Annotated in this window: 25 protein-coding genes and 3 pseudogenes; 13 read left to right on the top strand and 15 right to left on the bottom strand. The window is 58.1% G+C overall.

From position 1 onward, the window contains the following. Window positions 1–316: 316 nt before the first annotated feature. A pseudogene (locus ISN39_RS36230) lies at window positions 317–430 on the top strand (ATP-dependent DNA ligase); the annotation flags it as partial. A 286-nt stretch (window positions 431–716) separates the two neighbouring features. Beyond that, window positions 717–1,743 (top strand): annotated as a pseudogene (locus ISN39_RS10145) (IS110 family transposase). Window positions 1,744–2,036: 293 nt separating this feature from the next. On the opposite strand, the gene ISN39_RS10140 reads toward ISN39_RS10145, so the two are convergent. The 7 genes from ISN39_RS10140 to ISN39_RS10110 all read right to left on the bottom strand — a co-directional run bounded on the left by ISN39_RS10140 (window position 2,037) and on the right by ISN39_RS10110 (window position 4,684). Then, window positions 2,037–2,345, bottom strand: a complete 309-nt coding sequence (locus ISN39_RS10140; protein WP_194729955.1) for a hypothetical protein — start codon at window positions 2,343–2,345, stop codon at window positions 2,037–2,039. Between the two features lie 120 nt (window positions 2,346–2,465). After that, a complete protein-coding gene (locus tag ISN39_RS10135) occupies window positions 2,466–2,612 on the bottom strand; it encodes a hypothetical protein (RefSeq protein WP_194729954.1) in 147 nt (48 codons plus the stop codon). A 483-nt stretch (window positions 2,613–3,095) separates the two neighbouring features. Continuing rightward, window positions 3,096–3,311 (bottom strand): AlpA family phage regulatory protein, encoded by a 216-nt coding sequence (locus tag ISN39_RS10130; RefSeq protein WP_194729953.1) that lies wholly within the window; start codon window positions 3,309–3,311, stop codon window positions 3,096–3,098. Further along, on the bottom strand, window positions 3,308–3,526 hold the full coding sequence (locus ISN39_RS10125) for an AlpA family phage regulatory protein (RefSeq protein ID WP_246763322.1): 219 nt from the start codon (window positions 3,524–3,526) through the stop codon (window positions 3,308–3,310). Before ISN39_RS10125 ends, ISN39_RS10130 begins: the two co-directional genes overlap by 4 nt. Further along, window positions 3,523–3,843: a helix-turn-helix domain-containing protein gene (locus ISN39_RS10120; RefSeq protein WP_246763330.1), complete on the bottom strand. Its 321-nt coding sequence runs from the start codon at window positions 3,841–3,843 to the stop codon at window positions 3,523–3,525. Before ISN39_RS10120 ends, ISN39_RS10125 begins: the two co-directional genes overlap by 4 nt. 261 nt (window positions 3,844–4,104) lie before the next feature. Then, entirely contained in the window at window positions 4,105–4,341 is a 237-nt protein-coding gene (locus ISN39_RS10115) for a hypothetical protein (protein ID WP_246763321.1), read from the bottom strand. Between the two features lie 16 nt (window positions 4,342–4,357). Continuing rightward, the gene (locus tag ISN39_RS10110; protein ID WP_194729951.1) at window positions 4,358–4,684 is read right to left on the bottom strand and encodes a helix-turn-helix transcriptional regulator; all 327 of its coding nucleotides are present in this window, start codon (window positions 4,682–4,684) and stop codon (window positions 4,358–4,360) included. Between the two features lie 428 nt (window positions 4,685–5,112). On the opposite strand from ISN39_RS10110, the gene ISN39_RS10105 reads away from it, so the two are divergent. After that, window positions 5,113–5,415 (top strand): HNH endonuclease, encoded by a 303-nt coding sequence (locus ISN39_RS10105; RefSeq protein ID WP_194729950.1) that lies wholly within the window; start codon window positions 5,113–5,115, stop codon window positions 5,413–5,415. A gap of 202 nt (window positions 5,416–5,617) precedes the next feature. Beyond that, window positions 5,618–5,937: pseudogene (locus tag ISN39_RS10100) on the top strand (hypothetical protein). Between the two features lie 555 nt (window positions 5,938–6,492). On the opposite strand, the gene ISN39_RS10095 reads toward ISN39_RS10100, so the two are convergent. Next, window positions 6,493–6,852, bottom strand: coding sequence for an SPW repeat protein (locus ISN39_RS10095; protein ID WP_194729949.1), 360 nt, complete (start codon window positions 6,850–6,852; stop codon window positions 6,493–6,495). A gap of 242 nt (window positions 6,853–7,094) precedes the next feature. Here ISN39_RS10095 and ISN39_RS36225 point away from each other — a divergent pair, with 242 nt between their 5' ends. Continuing rightward, window positions 7,095–7,253 (top strand): entericidin, encoded by a 159-nt coding sequence (locus ISN39_RS36225; protein WP_239598311.1) that lies wholly within the window; start codon window positions 7,095–7,097, stop codon window positions 7,251–7,253. Window positions 7,254–7,314: 61 nt separating this feature from the next. Here the strand turns inward: ISN39_RS36225 and ISN39_RS10090 are convergent, their stop codons facing one another. Further along, entirely contained in the window at window positions 7,315–7,719 is a 405-nt protein-coding gene (locus ISN39_RS10090; RefSeq protein ID WP_074068851.1) for a hypothetical protein, read from the bottom strand. 257 nt (window positions 7,720–7,976) lie between these two features. Here ISN39_RS10090 and ISN39_RS10085 point away from each other — a divergent pair, with 257 nt between their 5' ends. Beyond that, window positions 7,977–8,165 (top strand): hypothetical protein, encoded by a 189-nt coding sequence (locus ISN39_RS10085; protein WP_194729948.1) that lies wholly within the window; start codon window positions 7,977–7,979, stop codon window positions 8,163–8,165. Between the two features lie 6 nt (window positions 8,166–8,171). On the opposite strand, the gene ISN39_RS10080 is transcribed toward ISN39_RS10085, so the two are convergent. The 4 genes from ISN39_RS10080 to ISN39_RS10065 all read right to left on the bottom strand — a co-directional run bounded on the left by ISN39_RS10080 (window position 8,172) and on the right by ISN39_RS10065 (window position 10,190). Next, a complete protein-coding gene (locus tag ISN39_RS10080) occupies window positions 8,172–8,408 on the bottom strand; it encodes a hypothetical protein (RefSeq protein ID WP_039846821.1) in 237 nt (78 codons plus the stop codon). An 87-nt stretch (window positions 8,409–8,495) separates the two neighbouring features. Further along, a complete protein-coding gene (locus ISN39_RS10075; RefSeq protein ID WP_022714918.1) occupies window positions 8,496–8,726 on the bottom strand; it encodes a hypothetical protein in 231 nt (76 codons plus the stop codon). 122 nt (window positions 8,727–8,848) lie between these two features. Beyond that, entirely contained in the window at window positions 8,849–9,820 is a 972-nt protein-coding gene (locus ISN39_RS10070) for a DMT family transporter (protein WP_194729947.1), read from the bottom strand. A 109-nt stretch (window positions 9,821–9,929) separates the two neighbouring features. Further along, window positions 9,930–10,190: a hypothetical protein gene (locus ISN39_RS10065; protein WP_074068847.1), complete on the bottom strand. Its 261-nt coding sequence runs from the start codon at window positions 10,188–10,190 to the stop codon at window positions 9,930–9,932. Between the two features lie 248 nt (window positions 10,191–10,438). Here ISN39_RS10065 and ISN39_RS10060 point away from each other — a divergent pair, with 248 nt between their 5' ends. The 7 genes from ISN39_RS10060 to ISN39_RS10030 all read left to right on the top strand — a co-directional run bounded on the left by ISN39_RS10060 (window position 10,439) and on the right by ISN39_RS10030 (window position 19,336). Then, on the top strand, window positions 10,439–11,884 hold the full coding sequence (locus ISN39_RS10060) for an MFS transporter (RefSeq protein WP_194729946.1): 1,446 nt from the start codon (window positions 10,439–10,441) through the stop codon (window positions 11,882–11,884). 273 nt (window positions 11,885–12,157) lie between these two features. Next, on the top strand, window positions 12,158–13,213 hold the full coding sequence (locus ISN39_RS10055) for a histidine kinase dimerization/phosphoacceptor domain -containing protein (RefSeq protein ID WP_194729945.1): 1,056 nt from the start codon (window positions 12,158–12,160) through the stop codon (window positions 13,211–13,213). A 20-nt stretch (window positions 13,214–13,233) separates the two neighbouring features. After that, complete coding sequence (locus ISN39_RS10050; RefSeq protein WP_194729944.1) at window positions 13,234–13,785, top strand: DUF924 family protein; 552 nt, start codon at window positions 13,234–13,236, stop codon at window positions 13,783–13,785. 88 nt (window positions 13,786–13,873) lie between these two features. Continuing rightward, window positions 13,874–16,414, top strand: a complete 2,541-nt coding sequence (locus tag ISN39_RS10045) for a mechanosensitive ion channel family protein (protein ID WP_194729943.1) — start codon at window positions 13,874–13,876, stop codon at window positions 16,412–16,414. A gap of 121 nt (window positions 16,415–16,535) precedes the next feature. Continuing rightward, window positions 16,536–16,799 (top strand): hypothetical protein, encoded by a 264-nt coding sequence (locus ISN39_RS10040; RefSeq protein ID WP_074068843.1) that lies wholly within the window; start codon window positions 16,536–16,538, stop codon window positions 16,797–16,799. A 171-nt stretch (window positions 16,800–16,970) separates the two neighbouring features. Continuing rightward, window positions 16,971–17,801 carry a response regulator gene (locus tag ISN39_RS10035; protein WP_183922805.1) on the top strand — a complete coding sequence of 277 codons (831 nt, stop codon included), beginning with the start codon at window positions 16,971–16,973 and terminating at the stop codon, window positions 17,799–17,801. 203 nt (window positions 17,802–18,004) lie between these two features. Continuing rightward, window positions 18,005–19,336, top strand: a complete 1,332-nt coding sequence (locus tag ISN39_RS10030) for a diguanylate cyclase (RefSeq protein ID WP_194729942.1) — start codon at window positions 18,005–18,007, stop codon at window positions 19,334–19,336. 16 nt (window positions 19,337–19,352) lie between these two features. On the opposite strand, the gene ISN39_RS10025 is transcribed toward ISN39_RS10030, so the two are convergent. Further along, window positions 19,353–20,372, bottom strand: coding sequence for a GlxA family transcriptional regulator (locus tag ISN39_RS10025; protein WP_039845252.1), 1,020 nt, complete (start codon window positions 20,370–20,372; stop codon window positions 19,353–19,355). Between the two features lie 295 nt (window positions 20,373–20,667). Next, window positions 20,668–20,865, bottom strand: a complete 198-nt coding sequence (locus ISN39_RS10020; RefSeq protein WP_194730148.1) for a hypothetical protein — start codon at window positions 20,863–20,865, stop codon at window positions 20,668–20,670. Window positions 20,866–21,120: the final 255 nt, after the last annotated feature.

The following is a 21,120-nucleotide window of genomic DNA, read 5'->3' as shown; positions in this document are numbered from 1 at the left end:
GCTTTTGATCTGCTCATAAAGCTCTTCGACCTTTCGCGACGCCTCTCGCGCCGTGGGTGCCCAGCCGTTGTGAGGCAGGATGCTCTGGCTCTGCCAAGGGATAGTATTGATCGCCCATCGCCACTGGCGGATGCGCGACCCGCTGGTTAGGTCGAGATAAATGCGCCCGAACTACAAATCTCCATCCAAAGAAACAATGTCCTGGTGGCCCTCGCCGGGCCATGTCTCGCGCCATTTGTATTTCGGCTGATATTCTTCCGTCGTCATTGCCTCAAATTTCGTTTTCTTTTTAAGCATTCCCTGATGCAATCATCAGATGGCCAAGTCTCCAGCTTCAAAGCCGCTGCTCGCATCCGATAAGCCGGTTCGATCCCGGCCGCGCAAGCCACGCGATCCAGCGCAGCCGAACCTTCCCCTCGATCCCATGCCGCAACAAAAGCCGATACGATAATGACGCATGAAAGAATGAGAGTGATGATCTCGTTGCTGGTCATCCGCCGCCTCAGTCAAGTCTCGCCACTTTAAAGCAAATTCGCTTTTCGGCGAGCTTCGCACGCCCTCCGGTGCCTGCCAAAGGCGGTTTTCGGCCCGAAGGGGCGCCACTCGCCACCTATCGAATAATGATGGCCCGGTTTCATCCTCCTTCGCAGCCTTCATTATTGCGAAACTGAAGTCGACATATGGCTCCTCTGTCCATCCACATGAGGAGATTAACAATGGAGAAAGTCGCGACTATCGGCTTGGACTTAGCCAAAAACGTTTTCCAAGTTCACGGCCTGGACGCCGATGGCAAAAAGCTTTTCAACAAGAGGCTCCGCCGCAGCGATGTGCAGCCGTTCTTTCAGCAATTGTCACCATGCGCCGTTGCAATGGAAGCAGGCGGCAGCGCTCACTACTGGGCGCGAGAAATTGAAGCACTGGGGCATAAGGCCATCATTCTACCCGGTCAGTACGTCAAGCCATTTGTCAAACGAGACAAGACGGACGCGGCCGACGCTCAGGCCATCGCCGTTGCTGCACTACAAGAGGGAATGCGTCTCGTGCCTGTGAAAACGGCTGACCAGCAGGCGCTGACCGTTTTGATCAAAACGCGTGCATTGTTCATCCGACAGAGAACGAAGGCCTTTAATGCCATCCGAAGCCATCTGGCAGAATTCGGACTGATTGTTGGCACCGGTACAGTCCGGTTAGAGGCTTTAGCGAGGTCCTTGGACGGCGATCAAACAGGTCGCGTCCCTTCTGCTGTAGGCCATGCAGTTTCCGCTATTTTGGATGAGGTCGATGCGCTCAGAGAAAATTGCCCGCTTGGAACGTGACATCACCTCGTTGTCCAGGACAGACAACGACGTTATTCGTTTGATGACGATTCCAGGGGTGGGACAAGTTACGGCGTCCACGATCAAGGCATATGTACCAGATCCTGCTGCTTTCAAATCTAGCAGGCAATTTGCATCATGGCTTGGCCTCACGCCCAGAGCTCATGATAGCGGCGGCAAGAGCCGACCCGGGAGAATTTCAAAGCGCGGCAACCCGACATTACGATCATTACTCGTGCTCGGTGCTATGGCGGTACTTCGCGGGGCGAAAATAGGCCGGAACGCAAGCCCCTGGCTGAAAACTCTCGTTGCCAGGCGGCCCTATAAAGTCGCTGCTGTCGCAGTTGCAAATAAGACCGCGAGAATAGTCTGGGCCTTGCTTACCGAAGGCGGAGTATATCGTCGACCTGAAGCCAAACCGGTATAGCTGTGACCGATCGGTCAAGCAACAATCGGCGTAGCATTTAATAATATTCTGGACATAAGCTATGGTCATCTCTGAGCAGAAACAGCCCGTGGCGAAGAATGTGCTCAAAGCACGGTGCTGTAAATGGTCGTTTTTGCTCGCGTGAACCAGACAGGCATGCGCACTATCTCGCAATGCCGTATCTCTCTCTGCAGCCATAGCCAAAGACCGGGAAGTGTTTGCGCTGAGCGGGCCACCTTTCCAGGTGGCCCGTATTCCCGCCGTACATGCGGGATCAGCCGTCAAGGACAAGCTTACTGCTGCGTGCCGCCACCTGCCGGAGGAGCGGCCGGCGCCGGAGTTGCATTGTTGTCAGCCGGCGCGGACGGCGTCGCCGGTGCTAGAGCAGGCTCCGAATTCGTCGTTGAAGCCGTTGTCGCAGGGTCCGTATCCGGCTCATCGAGCCACTCTACGATTGCGAAAGCCGCAATCGCGAAGACCGCGATCCCGGCGATCCAAGCGCCCCACGAGGGCCGGCGAACCGGTGTCGTGCGTAGGTCAGGCTCGCTGGTCGGGTTAAGCGGGCGGTTCGGGTCGTTCGGGTTGTTTGGGTCGTATGTCATGCCACTTTCCTCATCTTTGGTGGTAGTGAAATGAAGCGATGGCGTGTTTGTTCCGCGTGGCGGTCGGCAAGACGCTCTATGTCGGCCTCGTCGATTGTCCGTGAATACCGGCACCACGCCTCAAAACTTCCAGTTTTTCCAAGTGTCTGTTCGTTCAATTTCTGCGTGGCCCTCGTCTGTGACGAGCCAAGCCCTAAATCCGCGTCGCAGCGTCGCCGCAACATATTTCGGCGGCACCACCGGCAACGCGCCGAAGCCTTCGATCATGAAGGCGTCTTCGGGTGGGTATAAGGTTTTTGCGGAAAGGTTATAACTGACCTTTGCGTGTCTTCTGTCCCACTTCCGGGAATGGCTGATGGCATCTCCCCTGAGGCTATCAAGCCGAAAAGCCCAAGGCGTTAGACCGCAATAAGCTGCGGCTTCTTTGCGGCCGATGAGGCGAGGGGAGGAGGTCATTTCCGGGCCGTTTTCGACCTTTGTGCGCGAGCCTTGCGGAGAAGGGCCAAAGCTTGCTCGCCCGTCCGAATTGCAGATTTTTCCATCACTCGCTCGCGCTTGTCCTCTTTCGTCTCTTCTTCAACAAAAGGGGAACGTCGTCGATTGATATGAGCATCGACCGGCCAATCTTCCTCGCAATACCCAGTCGTCTGGCCTTCTCCCACACTGTGCGCCCAGTGAGGTGTATTCCACTGGACGCCTTAATGCGCTCGGCGATCTGCTCAGGCGTGAGGAGCTTATCAAGAAGGTGACTCACTTTTCCGCCTCTCCGCGCGCTGCTATCTTTGCCTCAATCCATTCGATGATCCCAGATTTGACGAACGCAACTCGTCGATCGCCGAGTTCCACCGGTTGCGGGAAGCGGCCTTGCTCGCGGTAGCGATTGACCATTGTCCTGGACATTGAAGTCATTTTTTCGACTTCTTTCACCGACACGAGGATTGAAGCTTCATCGGGGACGCGTTTCATGCGGGCTTCCTGTGATTGGCAATTCGATCCTTGATCCAGGCGATGACCTCAGCGCGAACGTATGCCATGCGTTTCGGCCCTATGATTACGGGCATCGGAAATCGGCCGTCGGCGCGATATCGATCAATCTGAGTACGGCTGAGGGTGGTTAGGCGTGTGACTTCTTTGGGAGAGATAAGGATGACGCTTTCCTCTGCTGGGATCTTTCGCGTCACTTCTTCGGCTCTTCTTTGAGCTTCGCGCGTTCAATTGCCGTTCCTCGTTCGACCGCGAGCTCGTGCGGGCGCTTCCGCGTTCCATAGCGGGCCGTCTTCGGTCCCGGGGCATAATAGGTTCTCTGGGTATTACGCCTAATGAAACTCGCGATCTCGTCTGCGCTGAATGTCAGGTGCTTCCGCATTGTGCCGCGGCCAGCGTGAACGAACGCGAGCTCCCCATGGCGCACAAGGTCATGGATCGTCGACGCTGACACATTTAGGGTGCGCGCGACTTCCGGCAGGGATAAAAGCCGCGGCACAGCCAGAGCTTCCATGCCAGCCATAAATGCCAACTGCACGTCTTCGCGCCTCCAGCCTATTTCGGGATCGAGCGGCTGAGCGGAGCGGGCGTAGGCGAGGGCGGCTTGTTGAAGTCTAGATTTGTCCATTTGTTCCACATAACGAGTTTACAGACCTGCCGCCGGCACGAATGCCGGAGAGCTTCTTTTCGGTCTCCTCGATGTGGTGATGTGAGGTTGGTTGCCGCTACGGTTGGTGAAGCCGCAGGTAGAAATTATTGAGAGATAATGTTCTGGTCAAGATGCAAAGATTGCAGCGAGCCGTTCGAGATCCTTCAATCTGACTTCCTCAGATACCGGTTCGTTTTTATTGGCACGAAACCATTCAGCTGCTTCCCGTACGCGTTCGCCAGTAGGGCCATCGTAAGCACCGAGCCTGCCAATCCATTCTCTCACGGTCTCACGTTCCATGCGGCCCGCGCTGTAACGGGCGTGAACGGTCTTAGCAGAAGCCACTAGATCGGGAATATTCAAGGGGGCTCCGCTGACTTCAGCCACCAGCGCCTGGGGGCGCGTCATTCACGAGATACTCGCGGTATTGAACCATCTGCGTGTCGTCGGCGTCGATCGACTTGCCAGCGGGCGCCACGAGCCGAACACCTGGGCCACCTGAGCCGGAGTAGTCGCCGTCGAGGAAGGCGATGCCAGCGTCAGAAAATGCCCTCTCGATAGCGAGAATCGTGACTTCGCGTGGCGCCCTGGCCCCTCGCTCGAAATCAACAATCGTTCGAAGAGCCACGCGAGAGACCTCTGCTAGCTGCTCACGGGACCATTCCACGAGTGCCCGCGCGGCGCGGCTTTGAGAGGGAGTAATCATAAAATAACCCTTATTGCACTTTTTATGTTGACATGGTTTGCGCGATGTTGCATTTATTATGCACACTTCGAATACAAACACAACGAGGAGCCACAGTGACCATGCACACGCGGATCAGCCCGACGATAGAACCCTTTTGCCGCGCGGTCTCATTGCAAGACGAGGCTCCGTGGCCTTGCCCGTAACGCGGGCAGTTACCATGGCCGATCGCCCAGCCAGAAGACCACGGCGCGTTTATCGCGCAGCTTGGAAGTTCAGGATCGGCGCCGACGTCCAGTTTGGAAGTGAAATGAAGGCTAGGGTGCTTGGTCGCAGACGAACAGCGCGAGGCATCGAGCTATACGACATTGAAGTTATCGGCGATGCCTACGGGCGCCCTCTGCGCACCGTAATGGCCGGCGCCCTGGAACCGCTCAAGGGCTGACCACATGACACGCCACATCCAGAACCGCATCAAGATTCGCGAGAAGCAAGGTGGTCTCTGCGGGGGACTGATGGTGCTGAGCGACAAGCCGCCGCGCAAGCAGCCACCAAACGCTGAAACTATGGAACACCTGCGGCGCCGCTCGGAAGGCGGCCGCAACAATCGCGACAACATCGCCTTGGCGTGCAAGCGCTGCAACGAGGAGCGCGGTGGAATGGATTGGTTGCTCTATACGACGTACCGTCGTGGAGAACTCTGGGAATTAATTGAGTGCGCGTCGCCCCGCGCGCCTCGGCGCGGGCCTTAGAGGCTAGCGCCAACCGCCTCGTCGACGCCGCGCTATGGCAGCCGGCGGCTCCCAGTTGCCAAAGGCCGGCGCGGTCACCACCTGCACCCACGCCAGCAGCGCGCCGGCCAGTTGACTCTGCTAAGCGCAAGTCGCCGCCACGCAACGTTCATCGGTGGTTCAGGCGCGATGGTTCAATGTAGATAGCGAGGAGGAGTTCATGATGAAAAAGCTCTTATCCGCCCTCGCAGCTGTAGTCCTGGCTGCCTCTTTCGCCCTACCGCTAAACGCTGCGCCGATCTTCGTGCCGAAAGCAGAACAGGTGCAGACCGGCGATGTCGTGCAGGTCAAAAAACGGCACCATGGTCATTGGCGTTCGGGTCGCAATTGGAACCGGCGGTACGCCTACCGTTCCTGCCGTTACTACGGCAACTGCTACCCTCGCCGATACGGGTACTACGGCTATCCTCGGTACTACGGCGGCTATCCTGACATTACCGCTACCACCGGCGGTCGGGAGTGACCCTCTATTTTGATTTCTAGTCGGTGGCGCTCGCAGGTCAGGGAAAAAGCGAACGGTTTACCCCTCAGCCCAGCCCGTCGGCCTCATCAGCCGGCGGGTTTTTTTCTTGGTGGCACACGCGAAAGAAAGACCGTCTCAACCTGGCCAGTCGAGACGGTCAAGACGGATGCGTTATCCGTCGGCCACGGTGAGAGATGGGGTAGAAACACCGAGGCGCTGCTTGCTCGCCTCATCCGGGGGGGCTGGGGTGAGATGAGGCAATGACAACCTATCAGCAGGCGGCACCTGGAGAAATTATACAAAGGTTGTGCGAAGCTGGACTCTTGGGATGCGGGATGGTCTTTGGGGGTATAATTGGGGGTATTATACATATGGCTGTAAGAGATAGGTACGTTTATTCAAATACTTAAAAAAACAGTTTGACAGATACATCACCCACCATTTTCCCTATTATGCAGGGCATTCAGTAGAACCGTAAGAACGAACAAACGTTTCGCGAGGCGGCTGTTTTGCTGTACGCCGCCTCACTGCCTTAATGCATGCTATCCAGCCAGTCGGACTGCTGTTACCCGCGCCTAGGCGTGAGCATGGGGATGATGAACATCCCAGACTGCCCATAGCGATATCGCAGCGACGAGCACTCCCATGATGACGGCCGTCCACATCGCTGCTGCGCTGGCCGCAAAGCCGAGCGCCCATGGCGAGGCAATCAACCATAGGCCGACTACCAGGTTTGCCCATTCCTCCCATTCGGCGAAAGCCGAAAGCGCCGTGATCGCCAGGGCGCCGAGAATGATGCCGACGATCCATGCGTTCCAGGTCGGCGCGGCTTCAGCCGCAAAGCCGACAACCCATGGCGAGATGAACAAGCATACCGCCAGGACCAGGTTGACCCAATCCTGTATCCTTCTTCCTTCCATCAGTGTGTTTGCCATAACAACCTCCCAGCATGATGCCTAGCTAAGCATCATTCCCGCGTGCACTGCACGCCTATTAATATAAGTAATTTCTGATGTTCATCATTCAAGTGGCTGCGCCGATGAGGCCTTCGCGTCGAATGGCGATCTTCGTATTCATGATTTGGGATTGAAGACCGGAGTTGTTCGACCCACGGCATTGATTTTGCCGTTTTGTGTAACATGTTCACGGCATTGCCAATTCCTATCAGGGGATATCGATGCCGAAATCCATGCTCGCCTTCGCCTGCCTCGCGGCACTGCTGCTTTCGTCTTGCGGAAATACGGCCTGGGGCCTAAAGCGTGATGGCCAGGAAGCGAGCCGCGCTATGGACGACGCGTCGCATCGCGTGCTGTCAGCTGATTCGAAAAAGAGGTAGATGTTGGGCTAAGCAGGAGGCAGCATGGGCTGCCCCTCGCTTTTGCGTCTCAGTCTTGATCCTACCGCACCGGTGCTGCTGACGGGGTAATTGCCGGTTCCTTCGGCGAGAAGATGATGAAGGCGAAGAGCAGAGCGCCGGCGAAGATGATCAGTGACGAAACGGCGACGACCGGCTCCATGGCCGCATTCCCCCGCAGCATCATGTAGAGCGCCGGGACCAATACCGTAAGGCCCGCCGTGTAGATGTAATACTGGATCATAGCGATGCGGCGTTCCGCTTTCTTCGGGTTCAGTGCATGATACCCTCCGAAAATCGCCATGCTGACCCAGCCCAAGAGATTACAGTGGGCATGGGCGCCGATAACGGTATGATCGTGGGAAATGGCCATGTTCAAACCGATGGCGATCCCGATAATGAAGAAGACGATTGCGGTCTTGAAGTAAAGTTCTGCTACGCGTGGCATGAGTTCCCCCTATGTTTTATCCATGTAAAGAATACCACTTCCTTGGGGGTAGGAAAATGCGGAAGGTGAAAGTAAATCCACATCCCTTGCAGGGAGAGACGCACTGCTCTCTTCGCGGCAGCGGCTCTTTGCTTAGCCAAAGGCGGCCCTTGATTTCGTCTTCTGTCCGCGAAGTATGGTTAATTTTTAACTATCTCGGGGATATGACGGAACGGAAGCGTGCCGCCGGCCGTTAAGGCGGCGAACTGGAGGAGCCCATGATCTTTAGAATCGTTACCGCCAAATCCGAAGTCGAAACCGACGACACCGGCACCTATCCCGACGGTATCTTCGAATCGAACCGCATCGATTTCAGCGCTCGCCGTAATGACCGCTATCCTACGTCGCATGAGCGTGATTATGGTCCTAGCCGCAAGGTTGCGGTAATCCCGCTGGGCCTCGCCTGAGCCGGTTCAGGCGGTCTTTTCCGTCAGTGCGCGGAATGGAAACTTGCGGCTGCATTCGCAGCGGATGATGTATGTTTCCTGGAAATTCGAGGATTTTTGCTCGAAGAAGCCTTTGGGCAGCTGATCGACACGAAATGCGGGATTCTTGCGCGAAGGGTGGTCGTCCTCCGAGGCCTCGGCGAAGCCGGTATTGCCGCATTGCGGGCAGGTCAGCTTTTTCGAAAAACGGTCTCGTGCGGCCATCGGCTTCCTTTTCATTTTTATCGCGTCATACAGCTGAAAGGCTGCACATGAAAGCCAGAATGCTTTCATGCAGCGGCACCAGCCCATTTAAGGTGCCGGCGCTTCGACCTGGGGCGGGGGTCGTGTAGAGCCGGTCGTCGCCTGATCAGGACCGGGTGAAATGGCTATGCTGCCGATGATGATGACAACGGCGATCGCTCCGGCGATCCCGAAGGTCCAGATCAGCCAGCTGCGCCGCTCCTCCGCCAGTAGGCGCGTTTCTTCCTCGGCGGGCGACGGCGGGACGGGCTCACCGCGTTCCTTGGGTTCATCAGTCATGAAAACTCCCTCTTTTATCTGGAACAAGCGCCTCTCCGGATTGTTCCGTTGCCGAAGGAGCTAAAGACTGTCCCGGCTTTCGAATAGCAGCGAGCGAGGGCCGGACTATGGCCACTGCGGGCCTATTCGGCAGGATGTTCCACGCCGTCGAAGCTGGCTTCAGCAAGCTCCACCGTTGCAGAGACGGGGGCCTGATTGTCCACCGAGACGACGGCGGCCGGAAGCGGCGTACCGCGCTTGCGTTCGCGGGCGAGCGTGAGCAGGCCCGAGCAGATGATCAAAACGATGCCGGCGGCCATCGGGAGATCTATGGTATCATCAAAGATGAGATAGCCGAAGACGATTGCCCAGATCATCTGGCTGTACTGAGGCGGGGCGACGAGGTTTGCGGGCGCGAAGCGGGCCGCCGTCATCAGAAGCACGTTGCCGATCGCTCCAAGAATGCCATAGCTCGCCATGAAGAGCCACTCGCGCGGCGTCGGAACGGCAATATCCGAGAGCATCAGAAGGCCGCTGACGATCAGCGTTCCGAGAAGCCCGGCGCCATAGAGCGAAATGCGCTTTTCGGCGGGGCCCATCGCCCGCAGGATGACGATGGAAATGGCTGCGCTCAAGCCGCCGATTGCGGCCGCCAGATGGCCCGCCGACAATTCGCGAAAGCCGGGCCGCAACACGGTCAGCACGCCGATGAAACCGACGACGACAGCCGTCCAGCGCTGCCAGCGCACGTCCTCCTTAAGAAAGATGACCGAGAGAATCGTCACGAAGGAGGGCAGCAGGAAGAGGAGACAGAAGGCCTCCGCCATCGGCAGCTTCGTGAAGGCGATGATCGAGGCGATCGCGCCGATCGCTCCGCAGACGAAGCGAAGCGCCCACAGTATGCGGTTCGATGTCTGGACGATATCGAGCCAGGAATCATCCCGCGCTTTGATCACCGGCAAAACGACCAGGCCGAAGATCGAGCCGATGAAGGCCACCTGGTAAGACGGGATCGCACCGTGAAGGATCTTGATCGAGGCATCGCTAAAAGCGAAGACTGCATAGGCGGCGAATGCGACGAGGACACCGCGGAGCGGCGAATGGGTGGGGGACATGTTCTCGAATCGAACTTGAGGAGGTTGTCTCCCGAATACGAAAAAAACCTTGCGGAGAGCAGATGCGGTTGCGAATAGCTGCCATGCGAATGGGCACTGCTCTTTCCGTCTACGTCAATTCGCTGCGAAGCTCTGCTCCGTATTCACGGTAGATGCTCAGGCAATCCGTGTAGCTTAGCGAACCGTGCTCACCGTAGATGATATGCACGGCCGACGCATCGGTTGCCGCTTCTTCGGAGACGAAGAGGATCGCCTCGCCAAGCGACTTGCCGGTGATGGGTAGGTCAGTTCCGTCTTCCTGTGTCATTCCCTTGACGATGGCTGCAATCTTGCGATGGCTGAAAACGGCGCGGCGGTCTTCCGGCGTCATCGAAATATCCTCGGTTGAATTCCGGCGCGGCGAAATCTGCCGCCCCGGTCATCATCAAACGCTTGTGAAGCCAATTTGTGCCGTTGATGCGTACAGGATCGCGCAGGAAACCGGAAATTGTAAGCGGGCACGGACCGTTTTGACTTTTCCCGGCAGCGTAAGGAGCGTATTCAGGGTGCCGAATTCCTGCCTGCCCGGTTCCCAGCGGCGATACGCACTTCTCCTCCGCAATGCGCAATGGCATATCGATGACAACACTACAGACGAGTGAAAAAACGGACGAAGCGCCGAGCGCAGGTCAGGCGAAGATCGTTGCGCTGGTCGTCGCCGTATCGTTCTTCATGCAAATCCTCGACGGCACGATCGTCGCGACCTCGCTGCCGCAGATGGCGGCGAGCTTCGGCGTGCAGCCGGTCTCGATGAGCATCGGCATCACCGTCTACATGCTGTCCATGTCGGCTTTCATCCCGCTTTCCGGCTGGCTTGGCGACCGTTTCGGTGCGCGGCGGATATTCCTGGCGTCGATTGGCGTCTTCACCGGGGCATCGCTCTTCTGCGGCCTTTCCGGCAGTCTTACGGAATTCATCGTCGCACGTGCGATCCAGGGCGCCGGAAGTGCGCTGATGACGCCGGTCGGGCGCATCATCGTTTTGAAGAGTGCGCCGAAGTCTGAATTGGTGAATGCGATCGCGCTCATCACCTGGCCGGCGCTGACGGCTCCGGTCATCGGACCGGTGCTCGGCGGCTTCATCACAACCTATGCAAGCTGGCACTGGAACTTCCTGATCAATATTCCGATTGGCCTTCTCGGCATGGCGCTCGTGCTGCGCTTCGTGCCGGAGCAGCGCGAAGAGAACCCGGGTCGTCTCGATGTGCCGGGCTTCATCCTGAGCGGTGCCGGAATGACATTCGTGCTTGCCGCGCTCGAGCTCTCCGTGAAGCGGGAAGGCAGCCTGCTTCTAGTCTTTGCCATGCTTGCAACCGGCATCGTGCTTTCCGTCATGGCCACCCGGCATTTCCTGAAGGTGGAAAATCCGCTGCTCGACCTCTCGGCGTTCAAGGTCCAGACCTTTGCGATTTCGACGCTCTCTGCGGGCACGGCCTGCCGGATAGCGATCAACGCCACGCCCTTCCTGCTGCCGCTGTTGTTCCAGCTCGGTTTCGGTTTGAACTCGATTGCCGCGGGCACATACCTGCTGGTTTATTTTCTCGGCAATCTCGGCATGAAAGCAGTGACCACGCCGCTGCTTGCGCAGTTCGGATTCCGCAATGTCCTTTGCGTGAATGGGCTGATTGCGGCTTTATGCATCATTGCGTGCGGCTTTTTCACGCCGGATACGCCGCTGGCGGTGATCTACGCGATCCTGCTTGCGGCCGGTCTTTCACGCTCGATGGAATTTACCGCGCTGAACACGCTTGCCTTCGCCGATATCAGCCCGGCGCAGCGCAGCTCTGCCTCGACATTATCAAGCATGCTCCAGCAGGCCGCCATGCTGCTCGGCGTCGCTGTTGCGGCGGCTCTGCTTAATATCTCAACCGCGCTTCGCTCGGCACTGGAGCCTGCGCTTATCGATTTCCGCTGGGCCTTTTTGGCGGTCGGCCTGATGGGGATCATGTCGTCGTTACGCTTTTTCAGTTTGCCTGCAGATGCCGGCGCGGAAGTGTCCAAGCACAAGCGCTTTCAAGAAAAGTGAAGGCGATGGAACCATTCCGGTCCGGCCGCGTTTAGTTTCGGGTTTGCGCATCTTTCTGCGTTCGCAGTATCTTTTTATCCCGCGGAGTCTCCAGCGGGCGGGGTCATATTGCCGGCATGATTTCAAATGCGAACTTCCTTCGATTGAAGGTCTGCAGGGGGACAGAGGCTTTGCCGCTGTTTACGCGCAATGGCCGATACAATACGACATTCGAATGCAGGCGACCCGGCCGCCGGGCAGTTGCGTTGCTGCTTGGCAAAGTCCGGAGGCCCAATGCGTGACTCGGCTGATGATGCGAATCTCGAAATCCGCATCCTTTACATCGATGACGACGAAACGCTCGCGCTGCGGCTGAAGGAGAACCTCGCTCGCCATGGTTTCGCGGTGGAATGGGTGCGAGACGGCGCGGCCGGATTGAAGCGGATTGCTGAAGGCGGCATCGATGCTGTCGTGATCGACCATCTCCTGCAAACGGAAACCGGACTCGATGTCCTGCCGCAATTGATGGCGCTGCCGGATCATCCGCCGGTGATCTATGCGACTGCCTCCGACGACACCGGCATTGCCGTTGCGGCGTTGAGGGCGGGCGCCGACGATTATGTCCTCAAGGGCAGTTCCCCCGATTATTTCGATCTGCTTGCGGCGACGCTGGAGCAAGGGCTGGAACGTGCGCGCTACCGGCGCGAGACGGCTGATGCGCAAGAAGTGATCCGCCAGCAGAGGGACCGCGCCGAAATGCTGCTTGCCGAAGTCAATCATCGTATCGCAAACAGCCTCGGCCTTGTCGGAGCGCTGATCCGCATGCAGTCGTCGATGACGACGGACCAGGTGGCGATCGACGCGCTGCACGAAACGCAGATGCGCATCAACGCCATCGCGAGCGTCCACCGGCGCCTCTACAACAGCCGCCAGATCGGCACCGTGCAGCTTGACGAATATGTCGAGAACCTTTTGAGCGAACTCGAGGCTTCCATTCGCGACGACAAGCGGCCGCACCGAATCGTTCTGACCGCCCAGCCGATGGATCTGCCGACCGACAAGGTCGTCACGCTTGGCCTCATCGTCAGCGAACTCGTCACCAACGCTTTCAAATATGCCTATAACGAAGGTGTTGAAGGCGAGATCAGGGTCATCGTCGAGCAAGCGGGCGAGCAGTTGCGTCTCGTCGTGGAGGACGATGGCGCCGGCTTCGACCATTCCAGCCCCGCGAAGGGCACCGGCCTCGGCACGAAGATATTGACCGCGATGGCAGCAAGCCTCAAATCGGAGTTGACCTATGACCCGGCCCATCGCGGCACCCGGGCCATACTGGTCTTTTCCATCGATTGACGGGCGCAGGGAGGGGAGCGGTGGCCAAGATATGCACGCCGGAGGAGGTGTATTCCTTCTGGTTCGAGGAATGCAGCCGCGAGCAGTGGTTCGAAAGGACCCTCTCACTCGATGAGGAAATTCGGCACCGTTTCCGGGATACGCACCTGGCACTGGCGGGCGGCGTGATCGGCGCCTGGCATGCGAGCCCGCAGAACCGGCTCGCCGCGGTCGTCGTGCTCGATCAGTTTCCGCGGAATATCTATCGGAACACGCCGCTTGCGTTTGCGACCGACGGATTGGCGCTGCGCGAGGCGAAACTGGCGCTCGATGCCGGTGCCGATCAGATCGTCGAGAAAGAATGCAGGACATTCTTCTACCTGCCTTTCGAGCATGCCGAGGACATGGCGGAGCAGGAGCGGTCGGTGATGCTGTTTCAGGCGCTTGGCGATGCGGAATATCTCGATTATGCCATTCGCCATCGCGACGTGATCGCTGCCTACGGCCGGTTTCCGCACCGCAACGCCATCAGCGGAAGAGTTTCGACGACGGCCGAACTGGATTATCTTGCCAGGCCCGGCGCCGGTTTCTGAGCGGCGAAAACAACTTCCGCCTTTCTGTCGCCTTTCTTTGCTATAAGAAGCAGGCCTCACTGATGAACAGAATCCTTGCGGGGACATTTTGCGGCTGACAATCATTCTGCTCCGGACGCTTCTTTGCTTGATGCTTGCAGTATCGGCTGCCGGTCTGCCTGGCAGCTTTGCGGCTGCGCAGGAGCCGCCGCAACCGCAGGCGCAGACGGAGGCGCCGGCTCCCCTTGCGGATACGGGGCTCGACCAAGCAGTCAAGGAGATCGAAAAGGCCAAGGCAAAGCTCGCGTCCTTGCAGGACGGCGTGAAGCAGAACGCCGACAATGACGACGCTCTCGTCAGCCTGTCCGCGCAGGTGGATGAACTGGGACGCCACATTCTCACGACCTCCGTCAATCTCCGCCCGCGTTTCGATCAGATCAAGAGCCGTCTCACCGAGCTCGGCGATCCGCCGAAGGAGGGACAGCCGCCGGAAGCGCAGATCGTTACCGAGGAGCGAAATGCGCTGACGGCAGAGCGCGCGCAGATCAATGCCGTGACCGGCGATGCCGAAAACCTCTCGCTTGCCATCAACCAGCTGATGAACGAAGTGGTTGAAACCCGCCGGCGGCTTTTTGCTGCTACTTTGCTGAGGCGCACCGAGGTTTCGGTGTCGGTGCTCGACGATGCGGCCAAGGCCTTTGTCGAGGAGGTTGGCGAGTTCCGGCAGGCACTTTCGAGCTGGCTGAGTTTCGTGTGGAAGTTCAAGCGATTCGCGATGTTCGCCGCGATCTTCATGTCGCTCGCGACAGGCCTGGTCATGCTTTCAGGCGGCTACCGGATGTTCGGCCGCTACCTGACGCGGGACGACGGCGTCGAGAATCCTTCCTATATCAGCCGGCTCTCGATTGCCTTCTGGTCGACGCTGATCCGCACCTTCGCGCTTGCCGCAGTGCTGGTGACCTCATATATCTTCCTCAATGGTTTCAACGTGTTGAGGCCGGATATTGCGCCTGTTGTCGCCGCTCTTTTCGGAGCGATCGGGCTGATCTATTTCGTCGGCCGCTTCAGCAATGCCGTCTTCGCTCCCCGGGAGCCGCAGTGGCGCCTCGTGCGCCTTTCCAATCGCGGCGCGCAATCGATCGGCGCCTGCCTGCTGGCGATGGCGATTGTCAATGCGCTCGACTACCTGTTCGGCAGCGTCAGCGAAGCGATGGGCTCACCGCTGGTTTTGACCGTCGTCAGAAGCCTGATTGCGGCGCTGATTATCGGTCTCATCCTGATCGCGGCCTCCTTCGGGCGTCCGATGCTGGCGCACGACGGAGATCCCGATGCGCCAGGGCGCCACTGGCCGCGCGGCATGGCGATCATCCTTCGCCTGCTCGGCCTAGGTCTCATCGTGACCGCGCTGACCGGCTATGTCGGCCTTGCCCGCTTTGTCGCCACGCAGTTCATCATCACCGGCGCGATCATCGTGACCACCTATATCGGCCTGCTCTCGGGCAAGGCGATTTCCAAGCAGGAGAGCTTCGGCGAAACCTTCATCGGCCGTTTCCTGAAGAGCCGCTTCAATATGGGGCCGGTGGCGATCGATCAGGTCGGCCTTGGCGTGGGACTTGCGATCTATGCCGTTGCGCTCATGACCGGCATTCCCCTGATCCTGTTGCTCTGGGGCTTCCATATCCAGGATCTTCAGCTGATCGCCTACCGTCTTTTCACGGAGGTCCGCCTCGGCGGGATCAGCATTTCGCTGCTCGGCATCTTTACCGGTATTCTGCTTTTCGCCGGCGGTTATTTCTTGACCCGCTGGGTTCAGCGATGGCTCGACAGCAACGTCATGGCGCGAAGCCATGTCGATCTCGGCGTGCGCAATTCCGTCAAGACCGGCATCGGTTATCTCGGCGTCGCCGTTGCAGCGATCATCGGCGTTTCGGCGGCAGGTATCGACCTTTCGAACCTGGCACTTGTTGCTTCGGCTCTTTCGGTCGGTATCGGTTTCGGCCTGCAGAACATTGTTTCGAATTTCGTTTCGGGCCTGATCCTGCTTGTGGAACGGCCATTCAAGGTCGGTGACCATGTCGTCTCGGGCACGGCAGAAGGCATCGTGACGCGCATTTCCGTGCGTGCGACGGAGATCGAGACTTTCCGCAAGCAGTCGATCATCGTGCCGAACTCCGAACTCATCAATGCTGCGGTCGGCAACTGGACACACCGCAACAAGGTCGGCCGTTCGGAAATTCCCATTTCCGTCAGCTACGACGCCGATCCGCAGAAGGTCATGGATATCCTCCTGGAGCTGGTCAACGAGGCGCCATTCGTGCTGCGCAATCCAGAGCCGCATGTCGAGTTCCTGCGTTTCGGCGCCTATTCGCTGGACTTCGAGCTGCGCTTCATGCTGGCCGACATGGGCGAGGGCATGAACGTCAGGAACAACCTGCGTATCGCCATCCTCAAACGCTTCAAGGAAGAAGGGATCGAAATCCCGCTGCCGCAGAGCGATGTCATTTTTCACCGCGACCACGTGCCTGCTCCGGCGCTGGAACCTTCCTCGACAAGAGCAGACGAACAGCCTGTCGGCGATACCGGCGTGACGGACAGCGGAGCGGTGCGACAGCTGCGCAGCAAAGCGGCCGATGGCAATCGCAAAGGCTAAGGATTTTATTCAGGGATCGTTCAGAGGCTCTCGCTTATAAAGCCTGGGCAATCGGGATTTCGCTGCTGGGGCAGCAGCGCCGAGACGCTCCAGGGGAGGGCGCATCGCTGCGCCGCGCTGAATGGCAAGGTTTGCCACGGTCATGCTTCTTTCGCTTCTCATCGCCGCGGGCGCTGAAGCGGCGACAATCACCAACACTGATCCGGCACCGGTCGTCGTTATCGTCACCGAAGGCGGAAACCGCGTCGAGGTCTTCGTCGATGCCGGCGCATCGGAGACGCTCTGCGCCACAGGCTGCTTCATGACGACGCCGGATGGCGACCGCATCGGCCTCGGCGGCGGCGAGACTATCGAGATCGTCAAAGGCTCGGCGATCATCAAGTAGACGTTCGGCACAGCCCTTCGCGCATAGTCTCTTAAGCATAAGTCGAGAAATAGCAGCCGGTCTTACGGACTGCCTTCTTCTTATGGCATCGCGCTACGTCGATTAACAAATACTCAAACGAATTGATGTATCGGTTCGGCCGGGGACAGAATTTCCATCAAAAGGTTTGCTATGTCATTTTTAGGCATTTCGGGAATGCAGTATTCCGGAGAGATGTTTGCTGGTGCGCGTATTATTCTCGCTGAAGATTCAAATGTCTTTACGTCGATGATCAGCAAACGGCTGAAAGAGCTTTTCGATATCGACGTCGAGATCTGCCGCAATTTCGAGGAATTGCAGCTTGCTTACGACAAGTCTTCCGAGCCGATCATGCTCGCGATCTCCAACATCAACCTCCCCGGTGCTGAGAAGGGCGAGGCGCTGGAATATCTGGTCGATCTCAGCATTCCGACCATCGTCTTTACCGGCACCTTCAACGAGGGCCTGCGCGACGAACTGATGGCGAAGGATATCGTCGACTACATCCTCAAGGACAACATCTTCGCAGTCGATCTGCTCGCCGAAGCGATCTGCCGTTTCCTGACCAACAAGCGCCATCACGTGCTGATCGTGGACGACAGCGCCACGGCGCGCGCGCTGCTCTCCAGCCGCCTGAGGCGCTATAACTTCCGCGTCAGCGTTGCCGAGAGCGGCGCCAAGGCGCTCGAGATCCTGAAGGCCAATCGCGACATTGGCCTCATGGTCACCGACTACAACATGCCCGATATCGACGGCTTCGAGCTTACGCGGCGCATCCGCGCCAATATCGGCTCGCATCAGCTGCGCATCATCGGCGTCTCGTCCTCATCTAACCGGCTGCTTTCGGCGCGCTTTCTCAAGGCGGGCGGCAACGATTTCATGCTGCGCCCGTTCATCGACGAGGAGTTCTATTGCCGCGTCAACCAAAACCTCGACACGCTGCTGCAGATCCAGACGATGAAGAAGGAGAGGGCCGTTGCCTGATTCGAGGATCGAACCCGGTATCAGGAGGCCGCCCGGATGAATGAGGAGCCCCCTGCCGCTGTTAAGATATCTCGAATTGTTGCAATTAGAGGTTACTTTATAGCCGTTCTGCCCCTTCAACCCTTGCGGCCTCTCGGCTATCGTCCCTGCCGCCGCAATGAAGGCCGATTCGGGTTTTCATTGCACTTGGGAGAGTAGGGGGCATGGCATTTCAGGCGGATTTCAGTCGGGACGGCTCAGGCCCACGCTTCGGAACCCAGAAGTTACTTCTGGTTGAAGATTCCCGGATGTTTTCCGCCGTGCTCTGCCATCGGTTTCAGGCCGAACTCGGCCTCAACGTCAAACCCTGTTCTTCGCTGAAGGCGCTGCAGGAGGCTCTGGCGCAGGACGGTCAGGGCTTCACGATGGCCGTCGTCGATCTGAACCTGCCGGATTCGCCCTATGGCGAGGCGCTTGATTGCACGATCGAGCACAATGTTCCCACGATCGTTTTTACCGCGACCTTCGATACCGCGACCCGCAACCGGATACTGGAACGCAATGTCATCGATTACGTCCTCAAGGACAATGAATTCGCGCTCGACAATCTGGTCGCGACCGTGCGCCGCGCGATGCTGAACCGCAAGACGCGCGTCCTCGTTGTCGATGACGTTCCGTCTGCGCGCCAGGTGCTCGTCGACCTCTTGAAGGCGCAGCAGTACATGGTCGTCGAGGCAACCTCGGGGCTCGAAGCTCTGGCTGCGCTTGAGGCCTATAGCGACATTGAACTCGTAGTGACCGACCATCACATGCCGGACATGACGGGCTATCAGCTGACACGGCGAATCCGTCATCGCTTCGGTTCCGACAGGATGCGGGTCATCGGCATCTCCTCGTCCAACGACCGGATGCTGTCGGCAAGCTTCCTGAAGGCCGGCGCCAGCGACTTCGTTTACAGGCCGTTCGTGGCCGAGGAGCTTCAGTGCCGCATTGCCAACAATGTCGAAACGCTGACGCAGATGAAGCAACTGCGATCCGCCGCCGCATGCGATTATCTGACCGGCCTCTATAACCGCCGCTATTTCTACGATTACGGGCCGAAGGTCGTGAACGAGTGCCTGAGGCAGAAATCGCCGAGTTCAGTCGCTATCCTCGACATCGATCATTTCAAACGGCTGAACGACACCTATGGCCACGAGATCGGCGACGAGGTGCTGAAGGCGGTTGCAAGCCGGCTTGCTGCAATCTTCGAAGGCAGCGACAATCTTCTCTCGCGCCTCGGCGGCGAGGAGTTTGCGATCCTTTTCCCGATGGTGGATTCGGCTGCGGCAACGAAGCTCTGCGACGAAATCCGCTCGGATATCTCACGGCTGAAGGTGGCTGCCGACGACGAGGAACTGTCGGTCACGATCTCGATCGGCGTTGCGGAAATCTCGGGCTACGAAACCTTCGAGAATTACCTCAACGCCGCCGACCAGTTTCTCTACATGGCCAAACACAAGGGCCGTAACCAGGTCTATTCCGACGCCAGGATGACGGAGGAAGCGGCGCAGTAGTGCGCCGCCATCTTTGTTATGCTGCGATCGCTTGGCGAGCCGTTGCCATCGTCAGCTTGCGCTCGGCGCGCTCCTGCTGCGGTGAACGGTTGTAAAGTTCGCGATAACACTTCGAGAAATGCGATGCGGAAACGAAGCCGCAAGCGACTGCGACCTCGACGACCGGCATTGAAGACTGCACCAGCAGGTGGCGGGCGCGATCGAGCCGGATCTCCAGATAGTAGCGGGCGGGAGACCGGCCCATTTCCTGCCGGAAAAGCCGTTCGATCTGGCGGCGGGACAGGCCGGCGCCATCAGCGATCTCAAGCAGCGACAGAGGTTCGGCGAGATTGCCTTCCATCAGTTCGATGATCGACAGAACCTTGGAATTCTGGACGCCGAGGCGGGCGCGCAGCGGCAGGCGCTGGCGGTCGTGCGGACTGCGGACACGATCGGTCAGATGCTGCTCGCAGACACGGTTGACGAGCGCTTCGCCAAAATCCTGGCCGATGAGGTTCAGCATCATGTCGAGCGACGCGGTGCCGCCGGCGCAGGTGTAGAGATTGCTGTCCACTTCGTAGAGGTCGGCATAGACCTCCGCCTGCGGAAAGGCTTCGGAGAAACCCGGCAGGTTTTCCCAGTGGATCGCGCAGCGCTTGCCGTTCAAGAGCCCGGCCTGAGCAAGCACATGCGCGCCCGTACAGAGACTGCCGACGGCCACGCCGCGATTGTAGGATTCGCGAAGCCAGGCATTGACGGACTTGTTGTTGAAATCCTCGACATCGATGCCCGAACAGACGAGCACCATGTTCGGGCGGTTTTCACCGCCGAGGTGTCGGCGCTCTTCGGCAAGCGACGAATTTGCCTCGACGCCGATGCCGCAGGAGGAATAGACCTTGTTGCCGTCGACCGAGGTCAGCCGCCAGGTATAAGCCTGATAGCCGAGCATGCGGTTGGCGATGCGCAGCGTGTCGATCGCCGCCGAAAAGGGCAGCATGGTGAACTGGGGAACCATAAAGAAGACGAGAGAACGCTTCTTGGTCAGCATCTTGTTCATGAGAAAAATCCATGCTCGAGGGGCGATTGCCTATTCGTTGCGTGGAATGCGTCGTTCCGATGTCTCGAAAGCGACATTCGCATGGAAAAATGCGGCCGTGAAGAGCTATTTTGCGACATTGGCGAATTTGATCGTCGTCAAATGACGAAAACAGTCGGCAAAAGTTGCGGCATCGGCTTGTTTGAAGATATATGCCTCTAGAATTCAAGATTAAATCTGCGGGGCGCTGAGACGATGAAGGCGGCGCTGCCGGTGGGCTGGCGCCGCCTTCAAGCGGGGAGGTATGTCGCATTCATTACATAACCTTGCGTTCATCCGCGTCTTCCGCAGACGGCCAACCAATATCCTTGCGAATGTCGAAAGGCATGGATTCGATTTCCCGCGCGTTCTGCCACTGGTGCCAGGAATGTGCGAGCCTGCGGGCAAGGCTTGCTACATCAAAGTGCGCGTCGGAGGATGAGCTCTTGCCATCCCGGTAACCGATCGTAGTCATCATCGTTTCCTTTCTCACGAGGTTTGCGCTTGATGCTTAATATGCTCCCTGGCCATCCATCAAACAAACGAATAGATTTTATGGATACGATCAGATTTGTTGAACCTATCGGGGCGGTTCCCGTTTGCCGCCGCAACCGCATATTACAGGACCAATTCAAAATGATCTTTTTGCCGAAAAAATTGATACTGCGCGGGTGGGAATTTGCGCTAAGCAATTGTTATGAAGACATTTTTCTTATTGCTAGTTTAGAAA

Origin of the sequence: Rhizobium sp. 007 (genome assembly GCF_015353075.1) — a bacterium.
GTDB lineage: Bacteria > Pseudomonadota > Alphaproteobacteria > Rhizobiales > Rhizobiaceae > Rhizobium.
The sequence above is the reverse complement of the archived record's forward strand: the minus strand, read 5'-3'. Positions and strand labels throughout refer to the sequence as shown.